At 69.7% G+C, this 18,453-nt stretch carries 19 protein-coding genes and 1 tRNA gene; 10 read left to right on the plus strand and 10 right to left on the minus strand.

The window, feature by feature from the left end:
* From AOK00_RS20200 to pknB, 6 genes are all read left to right on the plus strand, one after another.
* On the plus strand, positions 1-385 hold a 385-nt coding region (locus tag AOK00_RS20200), incomplete at its 5' end, for an FHA domain-containing protein (RefSeq protein WP_254047427.1).
* Between the two features lie 10 nt (positions 386-395).
* Positions 396-920: an FHA domain-containing protein FhaB/FipA gene (locus AOK00_RS20205; RefSeq protein WP_055601705.1), complete on the plus strand. Its 525-nt coding sequence runs from the start codon at positions 396-398 to the stop codon at positions 918-920.
* Positions 921-1,099: 179 nt separating this feature from the next.
* The gene (locus tag AOK00_RS20210; protein WP_030321275.1) at positions 1,100-2,593 is read left to right on the plus strand and encodes a Stp1/IreP family PP2C-type Ser/Thr phosphatase; all 1,494 of its coding nucleotides are present in this window, start codon (positions 1,100-1,102) and stop codon (positions 2,591-2,593) included.
* A 26-nt stretch (positions 2,594-2,619) separates the two neighbouring features.
* Positions 2,620-4,044: an FtsW/RodA/SpoVE family cell cycle protein gene (locus tag AOK00_RS20215; protein WP_030321274.1), complete on the plus strand. Its 1,425-nt coding sequence runs from the start codon at positions 2,620-2,622 to the stop codon at positions 4,042-4,044.
* The gene (locus tag AOK00_RS20220) at positions 4,041-5,507 is read left to right on the plus strand and encodes a peptidoglycan D,D-transpeptidase FtsI family protein (RefSeq protein WP_055601706.1); all 1,467 of its coding nucleotides are present in this window, start codon (positions 4,041-4,043) and stop codon (positions 5,505-5,507) included. Before AOK00_RS20215 ends, AOK00_RS20220 begins: the two co-directional genes overlap by 4 nt.
* Positions 5,508-5,662: 155 nt before the next feature.
* Positions 5,663-7,684, plus strand: a complete 2,022-nt coding sequence (gene pknB, locus AOK00_RS20225; protein WP_055601707.1) for a Stk1 family PASTA domain-containing Ser/Thr kinase — start codon at positions 5,663-5,665, stop codon at positions 7,682-7,684.
* Positions 7,685-7,830: 146 nt separating this feature from the next.
* Here pknB and AOK00_RS20230 read toward each other — a convergent pair whose 3' ends face one another.
* The 6 genes from AOK00_RS20230 to AOK00_RS20250 all read right to left on the minus strand — a co-directional run bounded on the left by AOK00_RS20230 (position 7,831) and on the right by AOK00_RS20250 (position 12,189).
* Entirely contained in the window at positions 7,831-8,505 is a 675-nt protein-coding gene (locus tag AOK00_RS20230; protein ID WP_055601708.1) for a class E sortase, read from the minus strand.
* 37 nt (positions 8,506-8,542) lie between these two features.
* Positions 8,543-9,841, minus strand: a complete 1,299-nt coding sequence (locus tag AOK00_RS20235; protein ID WP_055601709.1) for a class E sortase — start codon at positions 9,839-9,841, stop codon at positions 8,543-8,545.
* Positions 9,838-10,476: an aminodeoxychorismate/anthranilate synthase component II gene (locus AOK00_RS20240; protein ID WP_055601710.1), complete on the minus strand. Its 639-nt coding sequence runs from the start codon at positions 10,474-10,476 to the stop codon at positions 9,838-9,840. Before AOK00_RS20240 ends, AOK00_RS20235 begins: the two co-directional genes overlap by 4 nt.
* Positions 10,473-10,634, minus strand: coding sequence for a hypothetical protein (locus tag AOK00_RS39460; protein ID WP_024760376.1), 162 nt, complete (start codon positions 10,632-10,634; stop codon positions 10,473-10,475). Before AOK00_RS39460 ends, AOK00_RS20240 begins: the two co-directional genes overlap by 4 nt.
* A gap of 64 nt (positions 10,635-10,698) precedes the next feature.
* Complete coding sequence (locus tag AOK00_RS20245) at positions 10,699-11,367, minus strand: class E sortase (RefSeq protein WP_055601711.1); 669 nt, start codon at positions 11,365-11,367, stop codon at positions 10,699-10,701.
* 54 nt (positions 11,368-11,421) lie between these two features.
* Positions 11,422-12,189, minus strand: a complete 768-nt coding sequence (locus AOK00_RS20250; RefSeq protein ID WP_079042093.1) for a DUF881 domain-containing protein — start codon at positions 12,187-12,189, stop codon at positions 11,422-11,424.
* Positions 12,190-12,329: 140 nt separating this feature from the next.
* Here AOK00_RS20250 and crgA point away from each other — a divergent pair, with 140 nt between their 5' ends.
* Positions 12,330-12,584 (plus strand): cell division protein CrgA, encoded by a 255-nt coding sequence (gene crgA / locus AOK00_RS20255; RefSeq protein ID WP_030321260.1) that lies wholly within the window; start codon positions 12,330-12,332, stop codon positions 12,582-12,584.
* A 315-nt stretch (positions 12,585-12,899) separates the two neighbouring features.
* Here crgA and AOK00_RS20260 read toward each other — a convergent pair whose 3' ends face one another.
* Both AOK00_RS20260 and AOK00_RS20265 read right to left on the minus strand, forming a co-directional pair.
* Entirely contained in the window at positions 12,900-13,784 is an 885-nt protein-coding gene (locus AOK00_RS20260; protein WP_055601713.1) for a rhomboid family intramembrane serine protease, read from the minus strand.
* Positions 13,785-13,807: 23 nt separating this feature from the next.
* Positions 13,808-14,335 carry a peptidylprolyl isomerase gene (locus AOK00_RS20265; protein WP_055601714.1) on the minus strand — a complete coding sequence of 176 codons (528 nt, stop codon included), beginning with the start codon at positions 14,333-14,335 and terminating at the stop codon, positions 13,808-13,810.
* A 176-nt stretch (positions 14,336-14,511) separates the two neighbouring features.
* On the opposite strand from AOK00_RS20265, the gene AOK00_RS20270 reads away from it, so the two are divergent.
* Positions 14,512-15,225: a DUF5324 family protein gene (locus AOK00_RS20270; protein WP_055601715.1), complete on the plus strand. Its 714-nt coding sequence runs from the start codon at positions 14,512-14,514 to the stop codon at positions 15,223-15,225.
* Between the two features lie 364 nt (positions 15,226-15,589).
* Here the strand turns inward: AOK00_RS20270 and AOK00_RS20275 are convergent, their stop codons facing one another.
* On the minus strand, positions 15,590-15,976 hold the full coding sequence (locus AOK00_RS20275) for a DUF6344 domain-containing protein (protein ID WP_055601716.1): 387 nt from the start codon (positions 15,974-15,976) through the stop codon (positions 15,590-15,592).
* Between the two features lie 395 nt (positions 15,977-16,371).
* A tRNA-Ala gene (locus AOK00_RS20280) sits at positions 16,372-16,444 on the minus strand.
* A gap of 128 nt (positions 16,445-16,572) precedes the next feature.
* On the opposite strand from AOK00_RS20280, the gene AOK00_RS20285 reads away from it, so the two are divergent.
* Positions 16,573-17,121 (plus strand): helix-turn-helix domain-containing protein, encoded by a 549-nt coding sequence (locus AOK00_RS20285; RefSeq protein WP_055601717.1) that lies wholly within the window; start codon positions 16,573-16,575, stop codon positions 17,119-17,121.
* A gap of 61 nt (positions 17,122-17,182) precedes the next feature.
* Positions 17,183-18,453: serine/threonine-protein kinase (locus tag AOK00_RS20290; RefSeq protein WP_055601718.1), on the plus strand; the 1,271-nt coding region annotated here is incomplete at its 3' end.

An 18,453-nucleotide genomic window follows, 5' to 3' on the forward strand; every position in this document is an offset into this window, starting at 1 on the left:
CACCTGGGTGCCCGCCTCCCCGCCTCCCGGGCACCGGCCGGCGGTCGCCGCCGCGGGCCGTCCGGCGGCTCCCGGCCCCGGCACGCACGGGGGAGCGGGCACCCAGGTGCGCCGCTGGATCGAGATCAACGGCACCCGCCATCAGATCTCCCGCCCGACCCTGGTCCTCGGCCGCAGCACCGACGCGGACGTGAGGATCGACGATCCCGGCGTCTCCCGCCGGCACTGCGAGATCCGGACCGGAACGCCCTCGACGATCCAGGATCTGGGTTCCACCAACGGCATCGTGGTGGACGGGCAGCACACCACCCGCGCTACGCTCCGCGACGGCTCGCGGATCGTCGTGGGCAGCACCACCATCGTTTACCGGCAAGCCGAAGGGTGAAGCGGGGGCAATGTCAGAGCTGACCCTGACGGTCATGCGGTTGGGTTTCCTGGCCGTTCTGTGGCTGTTCGTCATCGTGGCCGTCCAGGTCATCCGCAGCGACCTCTTCGGTACGCGGGTCACCCAGCGCGGTTCACGGCGCCAGGAGGCGCGACCCCAGCAGCAGCAGGCGCGGCAGGCCGCCGCGCCTCCGCAGCAGCGCGGCCAGCAGACCGCGGGCGGTGGGCGGCAGCGCCGCGGCGCCCCGACCAAGCTGGTCGTGTCCGAGGGCACCCTCACCGGCACGACCGTCGCCCTCCAGGGGCAGACGATCACGCTGGGCCGGGCCCATGATTCGACGATCGTGCTGGACGACGACTACGCGTCCAGCCGGCACGCCAGGATCTACCCGGACCGGGACGGCCAGTGGATCGTCGAGGATCTCGGGTCCACGAACGGCACGTATCTCGACCGGTCGCGCCTCACCACCGCCACACCCATTCCGCTGGGCGCGCCGATCCGCATCGGCAAGACCGTCATCGAGCTGCGGAAGTAGTGCTACATCATGAATAGGCGCGAGCGGAGCGAGCGAGTCGGGACGGTCCCCGCCACAGACCGTGCCGGGCTCCTGACCGGAGCGACTGAAGCGACCGGCGTGACCGGAGCGACCGGAGGGTGGGCAGTGTGGGTCGAGACCGGCTGTACCCCGATGCAGCGTCGACAGGGCAGGTGCGCATGACTCTGTCCCTGCGATTCGCCGCGGGCTCGCACAAGGGCATGATCCGCGAGGGCAACGAGGACTCCGGCTACGCCGGCCCCCGGCTGCTCGCCATCGCCGACGGCATGGGCGGCCAGGCCGCCGGTGAGGTCGCCTCCTCCGAGGTGATCTCCACCCTCGTCACGCTCGACGACGACGTCCCCGGCTCCGACATCCTCACCTCGCTCGGTACGGCGGTGCAGCGCGCCAACGACCAGCTCCGGATGATGGTCGAGGAGGACCCGCAGCTCGAGGGCATGGGCACCACGCTCACCGCCCTGCTGTGGACCGGTCAGCGCCTCGGTCTGGTGCACGTCGGCGACTCGCGCGCCTATCTGCTCCGCGACGGTGTGCTGACCCAGATCACCCAGGACCACACCTGGGTCCAGCGGCTCGTCGACGAGGGCCGGATCACCGAGGAAGAGGCCACCACCCACCCACAGCGCTCGCTCCTCATGCGCGCGCTCGGCAGCGGCGACCACGTCGAACCCGACCTCTCCATCCGTGAGGTCCGGGCCGGCGACCGCTACCTGATCTGCTCCGACGGCCTGTCCGGCGTGGTCTCGCACCAGACGCTCGAGGACACCCTCGCCAGCTACCAGGGCCCGCAGGAGACAGTGCAGGAGCTGATCCAGCTCGCCCTGCGCGGCGGCGGCCCCGACAACATCACGGTGATCGTCGCCGACGTCCTGGACGTCGACGGCGGAGACACCCTCGCCGGTCACCTCAGCGACACCCCAGTCATCGTGGGCGCGGTCGCCGAGAACCAGGCCGCCCAGCTGAACGACGGCGGGGCGATGCAGACCCCGGCGGGCCGCGCCTCCGGACTCGGTCGCCCGGCGCCCCACCAGCAGCCGCCCGCCGGCGGGTTCGGCCCGCCCGGAAGCGGCGACGGCCACGGCTACGGCGGAATGCCCCCGCAGGGCTCCTTCGAGTCGTACACCGACGACGACTTCGTGAAGCCGCGCAAGGGCCGCAAGTGGCTGAAGCGCTCCTTCTTCCTGATCCTCGTCCTCGCGATCATCGGCGGCGGGCTGTACGGCGGCTGGCGCTGGACGCAGACCCAGTACTTCGTCGGGTCCAAGGACCAGCACGTGGCGCTGTACCAGGGCATCAGCCAGGACCTGGCCTGGGTCTCGCTGTCGAAGGTCGAGAAGGACCACCCCGAGATCGAACTCAAGTACCTCCCCGCGTACCAGCAGAAGCAGGTCGAGGACACGATCACGGGCGGCAGCCTCGCCAAGGCCGAGACGAAGATCGCCGAGTTGGCCGTGCAGGCCTCGGCCTGCAAGAAGACGGCGGAGCGCCGCGCGGCCGCCGAGAAGGCGGCCGACCAGGCGAGCAAGCCGCCGGCCGAGACGCCGGACGGCGCCGCCACCCCTGACTCCAAGCCCACCACAGCCGCTCCGACCCCGGGTCCCACCCTCACCGCGGAGGAGCAGAAGCTGGCCTCGAACTGCGGCAAGCAGTAAGCACCCGTAGGGGGCCTTTCACCACCATGAGCGTTGTCACCAACACGACCACCATCGGCGCGATCGAGGCGCCGAGCCGGCGCAACACCGAGCTGGCGCTGCTGGCGTTCGCCGTCGCCATCCCGGTGTTCGCCTACCTCAACGTGGGCCTGGCCATGGACGGCAAAGTCCCGGCCGGCATGCTCGGATACGGGCTCGGCCTCGCGCTGCTCGCGGGCGTCGCCCACCTCGTGGTGCGGAAGTGGGCCCCGTACTCTGACCCGCTGCTGCTGCCCTTGGCGACCCTGCTCAACGGCATGGGCCTGGTGCTGATCTGGCGGCTCGACCAGTCGCCGCGGCTGATCGCGACGTCGATGCGGCTGTACGACAGCTTCAGCCCGGACGCTCCGAAGCAGATGATGTACTCGGCCATCGGCATCGCCATGTTCGTCGGCATGCTGCTGTTCCTGAAGGACCACCGGGTCCTCCAGCGCTACACGTACATCTCGATGGTCGTGGCGCTCGTCCTCCTGCTGCTGCCGCTGGTCCCGGGTCTCGGGTCGGCCGTCTACGGCGCCAAGATCTGGATCAACGTCGCCGGTTTCTCCATCCAGCCCGGTGAGTTCGCGAAGATCGTGCTCGCGATCTTCTTCTCCGGCTACCTGATGGTGAAGCGGGACGCGCTGGCCCTGGCCAGCCGCCGCTTCATGGGGCTCTACCTGCCGCGAGGGCGCGACCTCGGCCCGATCCTGACGATCTGGGCGGTCAGCCTCCTCATCCTGATCTTCGAGAACGACCTCGGTACCTCGCTGCTGTTCTTCGGCATGTTCGTGATCATGCTGTACGTGGCGACGGAGCGGACCAGCTGGATCGTCATGGGTCTTCTCATGTCGGTCGCCGGCGCGGTCGGTGTGGCCTCCTTCGCCGGTCACGTGCAGGACCGCGTGGACGCCTGGGCCGACCCGTTCGGCTGCGCCAAGGAGGGCGTCGCGGCCTGCCAGCAGATGAGCCAGGTCATGATGTCCTTCGGCTCCGGCGGCATCCTCGGCACCGGCCTCGGCCAGGGCAACTCCGACCTGATCGGCTTCGCCGCCAACTCCGACTTCATCTTCGCCACCGTCGGCGAGGAGCTCGGTCTCGCCGGTGTGATGGTCTTCCTGCTCATCTACGGGCTGATCATCGAGCGCGGTGTCCGCACCTCCCTCGCCGCCCGTGACCCCTTCGGCAAGCTGCTCGCGATGGGCCTCTCCGGCGCCTTCGCACTCCAGATCTTCGTCGTCGCCGGCGGCGTGATGGGCCTCATCCCGCTCACCGGTATGACCATGCCGTTCCTCGCGTACGGCGGATCGTCCGTGATCGCCAACTGGGCTCTGATCGGCATCCTGATCCGGATCAGCGACACCGCGCGCCGCCCGGCGCCCGCGCCCGCCCCGTCCCCCGACGCTGAGATGACCCAGGTGGTCCGTCCGTGAACAAGCCGCTGCGCCGGGTCGCGATCTTCTGCGGCCTGCTCATCCTCGCCCTGCTCCTGCGCGACAACTGGCTCCAGTTCGTCCGCGCCGACGAGCTGAACGCCCACCCGACGAACAAGCGCGTCCAGATCGAGCGGTACGCCAACGCGCGGGGCAACATCATCGTGGACGGCAAGCCGATCACCGGCTCCGTCGACTCCAAGGACCCGTACTACAAGTTCAAGCGGACCTACACCGACGGCCCCATGTGGGCCCCGGTCACGGGCTACGCCTCGCAGGCCTACGACGCCAACCAGATCGAGAAGATCGAGGACGGCATCCTCACCGGCAACGACGACCGGCTCTTCTTCGACCGCACCCTCGCCATGTTCACCGGCGAGACGAAGAAGGGCGGCGACGTCGTCACCACCCTCAGCGGGGCCGCGCAGAAGGCCGCCTTCGAGGGCCTGGGCAACAAGACCGGCGCCGTCGTCGCGATCGAGCCGAAGACCGGCAAGATCCTGGCGATGGCCTCCACGCCCTCGTACGACCCCTCCTCCTTCGCCGGCTACTCCGCCAAGGACGAGAAGGCCTGGGTGGCGCTGGAGAAGGACAAGAAGAAGCCGAAGCTCAACCGGGCGATCCGTGAGATCTACCCCCCCGGTTCCGTCTTCAAGGTCGTCACCGCGGCAGCCGCGTTGGAGAACGGCAAGGTCACGGACATCAACGCCGCGACGGACACGCCGGAGCCGTACATCCTGCCGCTGTCCACCATTCCGATGAAGAACCACGCCCGGGGCTGCAAGAACGCCAGCCTGAACAAGGCGCTGGAAGTCTCCTGCAACTCGGTCTTCGCCAAGCTCGGTGACGAGGTCGGCCGCGACAAGATGATCGAGATGGCCGAGAAGTTCGGTTTCAACGCCGAGCAGTTCACGCCGGTCCGCTCGGCAGCCTCCGTCTACGACAAGCAGATGGACCGCGGCGGCAACGCGCAGTCCTCCATCGGCCAGTTCAACACCGCGACCACCCCGCTCCAGATGGCGATGGTCACGGCGGCGATCGCCAACGACGGCAAGCTGATGAAGCCGTACATGATCGACGAGCTGCGCGCGCCCAACGTCGACCTGCTCAAGAAGACCGAGCCGGAGGAGATGAGCCGCCCGGTCTCGGAGAAGAACGCGCAGCTGCTCCAGCAGATGATGGAGAACGTCGTCACCAACGGCACCGGCGGCAACGCCGACGTGGAGATGGACGGCGTGAAGGTCGGCGGCAAGACGGGTACGGCCCAGCACGGCGAGAGGAACGCCAAGCGTCCGTACGCCTGGTTCATCTCGTACGCGAAGACCGCTGAGGGCTCCCCGGTCGCGGTCGCCGTGATCGTCGAGGACTCGGCGGGCACCTCGCGTGAGGACATCAGCGGTGGCGGTCTCGCCGCCCCCATCGCGAAGGCTGTGATGAAGGCGGTCCTGAACACCCGGGGCTGACGTCTCGGGCCCGTACGTGCCAGGTACCGGTCAGGTATCAGCTACCGGCCCCGGGCGGATCGTCCACCCGGGGCCGGTACCGTATGCGCGAACAGCACACACCGCCGGACCACCCATGGGTGCGGTCGGGACAGACGGAGAGGGCTGGATTAGCTATGGAAGAGCCGCGTCGCCTCGGCGGCCGGTACGAGCTGGGCTCGGTGCTCGGCCGTGGTGGCATGGCCGAGGTGTATCTCGCCCAGGACACCCGGCTCGGCCGCACCGTCGCCGTGAAGACGCTGCGGGCCGACCTGGCCCGCGATCCGTCCTTCCAGGCCCGGTTCCGCCGTGAGGCACAGTCCGCCGCCTCGCTGAACCATCCGGCGATCGTCGCGGTCTACGACACCGGCGAGGACTACGTCGACAACGTCTCCATCCCGTACATCGTGATGGAGTACGTCGACGGGTCGACCCTGCGTGAGCTGCTGCACTCCGGGCGCAAGCTGCTGCCCGAGCGCACCCTCGAAATGACGGTCGGCATCCTCCAGGCACTGGAGTACTCGCACCGCGCCGGCATCGTGCACCGTGACATCAAGCCGGCGAACGTCATGCTGACGCGCACCGGCCAGGTCAAGGTCATGGACTTCGGCATCGCGCGCGCCATGGGCGACTCGGGCATGACCATGACGCAGACCGCCGCGGTCATCGGCACGGCCCAGTACCTCTCCCCCGAGCAGGCCAAGGGCGAGCAGGTCGACGCCCGCTCCGACCTGTACTCCACCGGCTGCCTGCTGTACGAGCTCCTCACCGTCCGTCCCCCGTTCATCGGTGACTCCCCGGTCGCGGTCGCGTACCAGCACGTACGCGAGGAGCCGCAGCCGCCGAGCAACTTCGACCACGAGATCACGCCCGAGATGGACGCCATCGTCCTCAAGGCGCTGGTCAAGGACCCCGACTACCGGTACCAGTCCGCCGACGAGATGCGCGCGGACATCGAGGCCTGCCTCGACGGTCAGCCGGTCGCGGCCGCCGCCGCGATGGGCATGGGGATGGGCATGACGGGCGCCCCCGCGTACGGCGGGGGCTACGGCGGCTACCCGGAGGACCAGCCGACGACGGCGCTGCGCCAGGCCGACCCGGCGGGCCAGACCTCGATGCTGCCCCCGATCAACGGGGACGACGGTGGCTACGGCTACGACGACCGCCCGGACCGCCGTCGTGGTGGCCAGAAGAAGTCGAACACCTCGACGATCCTGCTGGCCCTCGCGGGCATCCTGGTGCTCGTCGGCGCGATCTTCATCGGCGTCTCGCTGTTCGACAAGAAGGACGGCACCCGGCAGGTCGCCATCCCGCAGCTGGTCGGCCAGACGGTCGCGGTGGCGACGGAGCGGGCGACCAACGCGGAAGTGAAGGTGCAGGAGACCGGCACCGAGCGCTGTGACCAGCCCAAGGGCACCATCTGCCGCCAGTCCCCGGTCGCGGACGGCACCACGAAGATGGACACCGGCGCCACGATCCAGGTGGTCGTCTCCGAGGGCTCGCCGCTCGTGGAGGTCCCGGACGTCCAGGAGCAGTCCCAGGAGCGCGCCGAGCAGTCCCTGAAGGACAAGGGCTTCAAGGTCAAGGTCGAGCAGCAGGAGTCCGATGAGGACCCCGGCACGGTCCTGCAGCAGAATCCGGACGGCGGCACCAAGGCGGAGAAGAACTCCGAGGTGACGATCACCGTCGCGAAGCAGAAGCTGCTGCAGCTTCCCGATGTGAAGACGCGGAGCTACGACCAGGCCGTTCAGCAGCTGAACGGGGTCGGCTTCACCAACATCACCAAGGAAGAGGTCGACTCGGACCAGCCCGCGGGCACGGTCATCGACCAGACTCCGCAGGGCCCCTCGGACCAGTCCAAGGAGACCCAGATCACGCTGAAGGTCTCCAAGGGCCCGCAGCAGACCCAGGTCCAGATCCCCACCGGTCTGACCGGCAAGAAGTTCAGCGAGGTCAGGGACATGCTCCAGGGCCTGGGCCTGACGGTCGTGCAGCAGAACTCCGACAAGGAGGACGCCGTGGTCCTCGGCACCAACCCCCCTGAGGGTTCGACGGTCCCCACGACCCAGCCGATCACCGTCGTCACGCTGGGCGGCGGCCAGGGCGGCAACCCCGGCGGCGGAGACAACAACGGTGGCGGCGGCGGCTTCTTCGACTGACGCCCCCACGACCGTTCAGACGGTCGGACCGTTCGAAGGGGAGAGCCCCGGCAACCAGTGGTTGCCGGGGCTCTCCCCTTGGGCCCGCGCGGGGCACTTCAGCCGTTCCCCCGCAGGGCGCTTCAGCCGTTCCCCCGCAGGGCGCTTCAGCGCAGCTCCGCCGGAGGCGTCCGGTCGCGGTCGACCTTCTCCGTGCGCACCAGCTCGCCCCAGACGATGTACCGGTAGTCGGAGGTGTACATGGGGGTGCAGGTGGTCAGCGTGATGAACCGGCCGGGCTTCGTCTTCCCCGATTCCTTGGGGACGGGCTGAAGGACGTCCACGTTGTACTTCGTGGTCTCCGGCAGGGTCTTGTAGACCTTGTAGACGTACCAGGTGTCCTTGGACTCGAAGACGATCGGGTCGCCGTTCTTCAACTTGTGGATGTTGTGGAACTTGGCGCCGTGTCCGTCCCGGTGCGCGGCGAGCGTGAAGTTGCCCTGCTTGTCCTGCGGGAGCGCGGACTTGATCGGGTCGGTGTAGTAGCCGGCGACGCCGTTGTTGAGGATGGCACTCTTGGTGCCCTGCTTGACCAGGACTTCGCCGTTGTTCATCGCCGGCACGTGGAGGAAGCCGATGCCGTCCTTGGTGTCGAGCGCGCCGGGTCCGTCGGCCCAGCGGTCGCGGACCTGGGCGCCGTCCTGGTCGGCGGCGCGGTCGGCGAGGACGTTGGTCCACCACAGGGAGTAGGCGACGAAGAGGCCGAGCACCAGGCCCGCCGTGATGAGGAGTTCGCCGAAGAAGCTGATGACTCCGGCGATCCGATTGCGCACGCGTGCCACTAGGTCGTCCTGTCGTCCCGTCCGGAGGTGTGGGGTCTCAGCCTACGAGCGCTTTCGGCTTTCCCTCACTGCGCGGGCGTTCCTCGACCAGCTTGCCCCACACGATCATGCGGTACGTGCTGGTGAATTCGGGCGTGCAGGTGGTCAGGGTGATGAACCGGCCGGGCTTGGTGAAGCCGGAGCCCTTCGGCACCGGGTCGATCACGGAGACGTTCGAGGGCGCGGTCTGCGGCAGGATGCTCGCCATCTCGTAGGTGTAGTACGCGTTCCGGGTCTCGACGACGATCGGGTCGCCGGGCTTCAACTGGTTGATGTAGCGGAACGGCTCGCCGTGGGTGTTGCGGTGGCCGGCGACGGCGAAGTTGCCCTGCTTGTCGGAGGGCATGGCCGTCTTGAGCTTGCCCTCGGCGTAGTGGCCGACCATGCCCTTGTCGAGGACCTTCGCCTTGTTGATGCCCTCGGCGACGGGGACGACGACGTCCAGCTTGGGGATGTACATGATGGCGAAGCCCTCGCCGGGTTCGAAGGCCCCCGGCTTGCTGTCGTTCTTCTCGGCGTCGCCCTTGGCCCAGGTGTCCTCGATCTGTTCCTTGGCCCGGTCGGTCTCCTGGCCGGCGAGGATGTTCGTCCACCACAGCTGGTAGGTGACGAAGAGCAGCATGACGACGCCGAAGGTGATGAAGAGTTCCCCGACGGCGCGGCTGGCGACGACGCCGACGCTGTCCTTGGCGGCGCGTGCGGCGCGCCGGGCCTCGACGCGGGAGAGCGGCGCCGCGGGCGGTTCGCCGGTCGGGGCGCCGGCCGCGGGGGCGGTCGGGGCGCCTCGACGGCCCTTGCCCCTGCTGCCGCCCTTGGCCGCTCGGCGGCGTTCTGCCCGGCCGGGCCCGGGAAGGGGCTCCACGGCCTCCAGAACGGTCGTGTCGCCCACGGAGGGCCGCGGGACCTCGGGGGTCTCGTACGGCTCGTACGGGGCCGTGTAGGCGTCCTCGCGCGGAGCCTGGCGGGGAGCGTCGTAGGCGTCCTCGCGGCGGGCCTCGCGGGGAGCGTCGTAGGGGGCCTGGTGAGGAGCCTCGTAGCCGGGCTGGGGCTCCCGGTACCCCTGCGAGGGCTCCCCGTACGCCTGTGCGGGGTCCCGGTGCGTCTGCGTGGGTTCCTGGTAGGCCTGTGCGGGGTCCTGGTACGGCTGTGCGGGCGCCTGGTAGGCCTGCTCGGTGTACGGGTACGGGGACGCAGCCGGTTCCTGGTACGGCGAGGGGACCGCGTAGGGGTCCGCGGGTATCGGCTCGGGCTCCGGCTCGTTCGTCGTCGCCCGGAACCACGGAGAGCCCGTCGTCACGCGACGGCCTTGCCCACCACCGGCGCGAGCCCCGCCGACCGTCCGACCGCCCCCTTGTCTCCGCACTGCTCCAGCCAGTTGGCGAGCATCAGGTGTCCGTGCTCGGTGAGCACCGACTCGGGGTGGAACTGGACGCCCTCGACGGGCAGTTCGCGGTGGCGCAGGCCCATGATGATGCCGTCCTCGGTCCGCGCGGTGACCTGGAGCTCGGCCGGCAGGGCGGCGGGCTCGGCGGCGAGCGAGTGGTAGCGGGTCGCGGTGAACGGCGAGGGCAGCCCCGCGAAGACGCCCTGCCCCTCGTGGGTGACGAGGGAGGTCTTGCCGTGCAGCAGCTCGGGCGCCCGGTCGACGACACCGCCGTACGCCACGGCCATCGACTGCATGCCGAGGCAGACGCCGAAGACGGGCACGCCGGTGGCCGCGCAGTGCCGGACCATGTCGATGCAGACCCCGGCCTGTTCGGGCGCGCCGGGGCCGGGCGAGAGCAGGACGCCGTCGAAGCCGTCCTGGGCGTGGCTCAGCTCGACCTCGTCGTTGCGGAGGACTTCGCACTCCGCGCCGAGCTGGTAGAGGTACTGAACGAGGTTGAAGACGAAGCTGTCGTAATTGTCGACGACGAGAATTCGCGCGCTCACTGGCCGTCCACCGTCACATCGTTGAACGGAAGCAGCGGCTCCGCCCAGGGGAACACGTACTGGAAGAGGGCGTACACGACCGCGAGGACCAGCACGATCGAGATCAGCGCCCGCACCCACGCGTTGCCCGGCAGATGCCGCCAGATCCAGCCGTACATGACGTCGACCGCCCCTTCCGTTCGTTACGGGGACCAGAGTACGGGGCGAGGGGGCCGTGGGGGGTCAGCTGTCCAAAGCCTGTGGACGACCGTCGGCGACCGGCCGGGTGGCGTCGAGGTGTGCCCAGACGACGAGCCGGTGGCTGCTGCCCCACTCGGGTTCGCAGGTGGTGAGGGTGAGATAGCGGCCGGGCCCGTCGAATCCGGACTTCGCGGGTACGGGGTCGATGACGCCGACATCGGTGGGCACGGTCCGGTAGGGGGCGCGGTCGACGCGGTAGGTGAACCACGTCGTCCCGTCGGTGAGGACGATCGCGTCGCCCTCGCGCAGCCGGGGGAAGTCCTTGAAGGGGTCGCCATACGTGCGGCGGTGGCCGGCGACGGCGAAGTTGCCGGTCTCGCCGAGGCGCGCGGTGCCGGTGTAGTGGCCGAGCCCCTTCTTCAGGGTGCCGACCTCGGTGCCCTGGAGGACGGGCCACTTCCAGTCCTTGCCGAGCCGGGGGACGTACATGACGGCGATGCCCCGGCCGGGGGCGTGCGGCACGACCTCGGGGACGGGAGCGGCGGTACGGACCGGGGTGCTGGTCCACTCGCGCTGGAGGGTGTCGATCTGGCCGGCGCTCGCGCTCGCGGCCTGGACCCCGGTCCAGTACAGGACGTACACGACGAAGAGCACGATCAGGGCGCCGACGGTGATGCACAGCTCGCTGAAGGTCCTCACGACGAGACGCAAGCGCCCCTCCCGCAGTCGGCTCCCGGCGGTGCCACCCCGGCCGCGCGCGTGGTGTCAGCTCACCGGCTTCGCTTGGTGGAGGTCCACTGTGCCCGAGTACCCGGGAAGAGTCACCGCCCTGTGCTCGTCGACTTTCCAGCCGAGCCCGTACGCCTTCACGTACAGCTGGTAGTTCTGGATCGCCGGGGAGCCCGCGAGGGCCCTGTTCAGCTTCCCCCGGTCACCGACGGCGGTGATCTTGTACGGGGGCGAGTAGACGCGGCCCTGGAGGATCAGGGTGTTGCCGACGCAGCGCACGGCGCTGGTGGAGATGAGCCGCTGGTCCATGACCCGGATGCCCTCGGCGCCGCCCTGCCACAGCGCGTTGACGACGGCCTGGAGGTCCTGCTGGTGGATGACCAGGTCGTTGGCCTGCGGCTCGGGGTAGCCGGGGGCGGCCTGGGCGTTCGGCGGGGCGTCGTCGAGGGTGACGGTGAGACCGGAGCCGGAGACCTCGGTGGTGCCCGCCGCCGCCTCGAGCGCGTCGAGTCTCCGGTCCTCCGCGCGCGTGGAGCCGTCGTCGCGGGCGGCGAGGGAGTCGACCTGGGCGCGGAGGGCGGAGGTGGACTCGTCGAGGCCCGCGTTCTTGTGGCTGCGCTCCTCGATCAGGTCGGAGAGCCGCAGGAGCGAGGCGTCGGTGCGGATGTTGGTGCCCTTGGCGGTGTTGAAGCTCGTGACGAAGATCAGTCCGGCGAGGGCGAAAACGGCAAGGGTGAGCACCTGGACGGGGCGCCACCTCGCGGTGCGGCCAGGTCCTTCGGGAGTGCCGGCGGAATTGCTCAACGTACCCTGATCCCCTTCGGTGCCGCGGAACCACTACGCTAACGGACGCCTGGGGGACGCAGTCGTCCTCCTTCGTCACATCCCGGCGCCAGCCACAGTTCCCTGCGCGGTCACGCAGCGCATCGACAGGAGAGTCCCTCGTGCCGAAGTCACGTATCCGCAAGAAGGCCGACTTCACGCCTCCGCCCGCGAAGCAGGCCACCTCGATCAAGCTGACCAACCGCAGCTGGGTGGCGCCGGTGATGCTCGCGCTGTTCGCCATCGGTCTGGTGTGGATCGTGGTCTTCTACGTCACCGACGGTTCGATGCCGATCGAGTCGATCCGGAACTGGAACATCGTGGTGGGCTTCGGCTTCATCGCGGCCGGGTTCGGTGTCTCCACCCAGTGGAAGTAGCGACGAACAGCAGGGGTACGGCGGCCGTCTAGCGTCCGTACCGGCTACTCGTCAAGCTCTCCCCTGAACTTATCCACAGCGTTGTGCACAGCACTGGATAACTTACGAAGATCTGTGGATAACTCGCGCGAGGTTGACGCCGGTATGACCGGAATCACCCTCGCCGGAGCCCACAACACCCCTCGCCTCCCTGGAGAAATGCCAGGTCAGAGGCGAGGGGTGCGGTCTTTCCCCAAAGAGTGGGGAGGGACCGCCACGCACTGTGGATAACTCTGGGGAAAGCTCACAGAGAAGCTCGTCCACAGCCCTGTGCGCTCAGGTGAGCGTCGCCGTACGGGCCAGCACGATCCCCACGTCGAGCAGCAGCACCAGGGCCAGCGCCCCGTACTGCACCAGGTCCCGGCGGACCCTCGGCGCGTGCACGAGCGCGTACGTCACCACGGCACCCGCGACCAGACCACCGACATGGGCCTCCCAGGAGATCCCCGGTCGGGTGAATGTCATCAGCAGCGACAGGGCCACGAAGAGGATCACCGGCCGCATGTCGTGACGGCGCCGGCGGGCGAGGACCACCCAGGCGCCGATCAGCCCGTAGACGACGCCGGAGGCACCGAGCGAGGGCTGGTTCTGCGCGGCGACGAGATAGGCCAGTACGGAGCCGGAGAGCCCGGAGAGCAGACACAGGGCCGCGTACCGGATCCGGCCCAGCTCGGGCTCCACGATCCCGCCGATCACCCACAGGCCCAGCACGTTGAAGAGGATGTGCCAGACCTCCTGGTGGAGGACGGTCGAGGTCAGCAGCCGGTACCACTCGCCGTCGGCGACCCCGACGAGCTCGCCGAGCGTCGGGCTGTAGGCGTAGCCGATGAGCACGAGCTCGTCGACGAGCCGGTCACCGAACGCCAGGACGGCGAGGTAGACCGCGAGGTTGATCCCGATGAGGATCTTGGTGACGAGGCGGTCGTCCGCCGCGACCCGGCCGCCCGCGAGCGTCCGCGGCTGGTTGGCGTCGGCGGCGTGGCCGGTCCCCGAACCGTTGCGAACGCAGTCGGGGCACTGGAAGCCGACCGATGCGGAGACCATGCACGTGGGGCAGATCGGCTTCTCGCAGCGCGTGCAGCGGATGCCGGTCTCCACCTCGGGGTGGCGGTAGCAGCGCGGCAGACCGGCGTGCGCGTTCTCGGAGGGTTTCGGTTCCATGAAGAGGTGCCGTCCCTTCCGCCTCAGCGCTTCTCGATCACCACGGACTCGATGACCACGTCCTGCAGCGGTCGCTCGGTGTGCGGGTCGGTCGCGGTGGCCGCGATCGCGTCCACGACCTTCCGGCTCTCCTTGTCGACCACCTCGCCGAAGATCGTGTGCTTGCGGTTCAGCCAGGTCGCGGGGGCGACGGTGACGAAGAACTGCGATCCGTTGGTACCCGGGCCGGCGTTGGCCATGGCCAGCAGGTAGGGACGGTCGAAGAAGAGCTCCGGGTGGAACTCGTCGGCGAACTCGTAGCCGGGACCGCCCGTGCCGTTCCCCAGCGGGTCACCGGCCTGGATCATGAATCCCTTGATGACCCGGTGGAAGGCCGTGCCGTCGTAGAGCGGGTCCGAGGAGACCGTGCCGGTCGCGGGGTGCGTCCACTCGCGCTCACCGCCGGCCAGCTCGACGAAGTTCCTGACCGTCTTCGGGGCGTGGAACGGCATCAGCCGCACCTCGATGTCACCCAGGCTGGTCTTGAGGATCGCGTACAGCTGCTCGGCCACGGTCGCCTTCCGTCCACGTCATGTCGCGTCATGCCCACGTCTGTCTCTGGCGTGTCCGATCCTCGCATGCCCCGGATGCCCACCCCGCATGCCGGACTTGGCTTTGGGGGGCATGATTCCGAAAAGGATGGAAAGGTGAAAAACCGACATCGTCGCCACCGAGGAGGAGGAATCCCGTGACCCGCATGGACAGCGTGCGCGCCGCGTCAGATTCGGCGAAGGAGAGCGTCCTGCACGCCGCGGAAGTGGTGGCGCCGTACGCCGGCACGGCCAAGGACCAGGCCGCGCACTACGCCCATGAGGCGCGTGTGCTGATCGCGCCGAAAGTCTCGAAGGCCGCTCAACAGGCCAAGGCGCAGGCTCGTGTGCAGTACGACTCGTACGTCGCACCGCATGTACCGCCGCGGGTCGACGCGGCCGCACAGCGTGCGGCGGTCAAGACCCGCTGGGCCTGCCGTCAGGCGGCCGACTACACCGTTCCACGTGTCGAGCAGGCGGTCGCCGTGACCGGTCCCGTCCTTGAGGAGGCCGGGGCGCGTTCCACCGCAGCCTGGGCCGCGCTGCGCGGTCAGGTGACACCGAGGGAAATCCAGAAGATCGTGAGGAAGCACGAGCGTCGGGCACGGGCCGGACGCCTCGCCAAGGGCCTCTTGGTCCTGGGCGTTCTCGCCGGCGGCGCGTTCGCCGCCTGGAAGTGGTGGGACAAGCAGGCCAATCCCGACTGGCTGGTCGAGCCGCCCGCTGCCACCGAGGTGGAGGAGGAGGGTTCCGTACTGACGTCCTACGACGAGGGTGGGGATTCCCTCGACCCGGATGTGGAGGCCAAGGAGTCCGAGGCCGAAGCCGCCGCCGCGGCGGAAGAGGCCGCCGAACGCGACGAGCGCCGCTGACCGACCGGGGTACCGCTGGGTGCTGCCGAGGTTCTTCCGGGTTCCACCAGGGCCCTGCCGATGTCTGCCGGGGTCCTGGTTCGCGTGGGGTGCTGCCGAGTCCTGTCCACAGGGCCTCTGCCGGGTCCTGCCGTCGCGGGAGTCCTGCGTGGTCCTGCCGTTCCCGGCGTCCTGCCGGGTCCTGCTGCGGTAACCGGCGTCCTGCCGGGTTCTGCCGGGATCCGGTTCGGCTCCGCGGGGGTCCTGCCTGCTCCCGCCCGGTCGTACGAAGCGACGTCGTACGCAGAGGTGCGGGTGGTGCGGGTGGTGCGGGCACACGTGCGGGTACGGGTGTGGGGAGTGCGCATCGACGTCTCCCCGCGCCCTACGCCGACGCGGCGAGCGCCAGCTCCGTCAGCGCGGCCGGCTCGTCGCTCTCGGCCACGGTGGTCGCGCCGGAAGCGGAGCGGTTCCGGGTGGCGGGAGAGGAACCGTGGGCCTCGGCGGCGATGCGCTGCTTGATCGTGGGCGGCAGGGACCGGTCCCCGACGAGCGGCCACCGGTGAGCCCTCTGTGCCGGTACGGAGGCGAGCGCGGCCCGCTTCTCCCCGACGGCGGGTGCGGCCGTGGTGGGGCCGACCGGCTCCTCGGGCTGCTGGACGGCGGGCTGCTGGGTCGCGGCGGCGGTGCCCGCCAGGCCGACGGAGGCGAGCAGGGCGAAGAGGACGGAGATGAAGGCGGTCCAGAACTGCTTGACCTTGGCGGTGGCCATGGCCCCTCACTTTCGTGACGTTCTCGAATGGTTCATTTCGGTTTGCGCGCTTTACGTACTTTCCTCATGATGTGGATGCGCTCCCGATTTCCACGGAACGTCGCCGCCGTCGCGCAGTTCTTCCGATGAACACCACCCGTCCGGAGCAGCGTCCACACCGCGGCCGCCCGTCGAGCGTGGCCGTGTCTTCGCGGAACCCTGCTGGTACGCGTCCGCCGGGATCTCCCTCGGCATCGGCGGAGCCGAGGCGGCGGGAGACGCGAAGGCCATCGGCTCGGCCGTGTCCTTCGCCGCGGGCAAGGACCCCCGACCGCCGCCCCCGGACCCCTCCGGCACCACCACGCAAAGCACCCCCTGTGACCTGCGTTTCCGCAGTTCACAGGGGGTGCTTGTCGTGGAGCCTAGGGGAGTCGAACCCCTGACATCTGCCATGCAAAGACAGCGCTCTACCAACTGAGCTAAGGCCCCGGAACGAGAACAGAGTACCGGGTCACCCCCCATGTCCCGCAAAAGGATTGGGACTCCCGGTCGGCGACCACTCTCCGTAAGATGCTGAGCGAGGTTCGCAGTGGCGAACCTAGGGATGGGGAGAAGAAATGGACGCAGCGCAGCAGGAAGCCACGGCGCGAGCCAGAGAGCTTCAGCGCAGTTGGTACGGAGAGCCGCTGGGGGCGCTCTTCCGTAGGCTGATCGACGATCTCGGACTCAATCAGGCCAGGCTCGCGGCCGTGCTGGGATTGTCCGCGCCCATGCTGTCCCAGCTGATGAGCGGCCAGCGGGCCAAGATCGGGAACCCGGCCGTCGTCCAGCGCGTCCAGGCCCTCCAGGAGCTCGCGGTGCAGGTCGCCGACGGCACCGTCAGCGCCGCCGAGGCCACCGACCGGATGGACGAGGTCAAGAAGTCGCAGGGCGGCTCCGTCCTCACCAGCACCGGCCAGCCTGCCACCGGCTCGGGCGCTCCGACCGTCCGCCGGGTGGTCCGCGAGATCCAGTCGCTGCTGCGCTCCGTAGCCGCTGCGGGCGACATCATCGACGCCGCCGACTCCCTCGCCCCGGCCCACCCGGAACTGGCAGAGTTCCTCCGGGTGTACGGCGCGGGGCGCACCGCGGACGCGGTCGCGCACTACGAGTCGCACCAGAACTGACGCGGTCGGCAGCCGGCCGGGATCGCCCACAGACGAGTCAACGGGGAGCGGACACAGCACGATGGGTGAGGTATTCGCTGGTCGGTACGAGCTGGTCGACCCGATCGGACGGGGCGGGGCGGGCGCCGTGTGGCGCGCCTGGGACCACCGGCGCCGCCGCTATGTGGCGGCCAAGGTGCTCCTGCAGAGCGACGCGCACACGCTGCTCCGCTTCGTGCGCGAGCAGGCGCTGCGGATCGACCATCCGCACGTCCTCGCTCCGGCCAGCTGGGCCGCCGACGACGACAAGGTCCTGTTCACCATGGACCTGGTCGCAGGCGGCTCCCTGGCGCACGTCATCGGCGACTACGGCCCGCTGCCGCCCCGGTTCGTCTGCGTCCTGCTCGACCAGCTGCTCTCGGGCCTGGCCACGGTGCACGCCGAGGGGGTCGTGCACCGCGACATCAAGCCCGCGAACATCCTGATGGACGTCACCGGGACCGGACGGCCGCATCTGCGGCTGTCCGACTTCGGCATCTCCATGCGCAAGGGGGAGCCCCGCCTCACCGAGACCAACTACGTGGTGGGCACGCCCGGCTACTTCGCGCCCGAGCAGCTCCTCGGTGCCGAACCCGACTTCACCGCCGACCTCTTCGCCGTCGGCCTGGTCGCCCTCTATCTGCTCCAGGGCCGCAAGCCGGACTCGCAGGCCCTCGTCGAGCATTTCCTCACGCACGGCACTCCCGGCGCCCCCGAGGGTGTCCCGGAGCCCCTGTGGCAGGTGCTCGCCGGTCTGCTGCAGCCCGATCCGCAGGCCCGCTTCCGGACGGCCACGGGCGCACGCAAGGCCCTGACCGCCGCCGTCGACATGCTTCCCGAGCCGCGCCCCGACGAGGAGCGGGTCGAGATCTTCGACCAACTCGGCCCCCTGCCGCCCGGCTTCGGCCCCCAGGGCCCGACGGGCCCCGCCGGCACCGCCGCTCCCACCGGCCCGGTCGGCGACGCGGCCACGGCCGCCCAGGGTGATGCCGCCACGGCCGCCGCGCCCGGCGCCGTACCGACGCCCGGCGCCCTGCTCGTACCACCCCAGCAGCAGCCCCCACAGCCGCACTACCAGCCCCAGCACCCGGTCACCCCGGCCACGGCCCCGCTCGCCGCTCCGGCCGCGGCTCCCGCGCCGCTGCCCGGGCCCTCCGAGACGGGCAGCTTCCACCTGCCCCCGCCGGTCGGCCACCCGACCCCCTCCTTCGACCGGGCACCGACCTCGGCGGTGCCATACGGACAAGCCCCTACTCCTCCATACACCGCTCGACCCGTTCAGGTTCCCGCGCAGCACACGGCCCCCATGGGGGC

The sequence above is a fragment of the Streptomyces aureus genome (assembly GCF_001418135.1).
Lineage (GTDB): Bacteria > Actinomycetota > Actinomycetes > Streptomycetales > Streptomycetaceae > Streptomyces > Streptomyces aureus_A.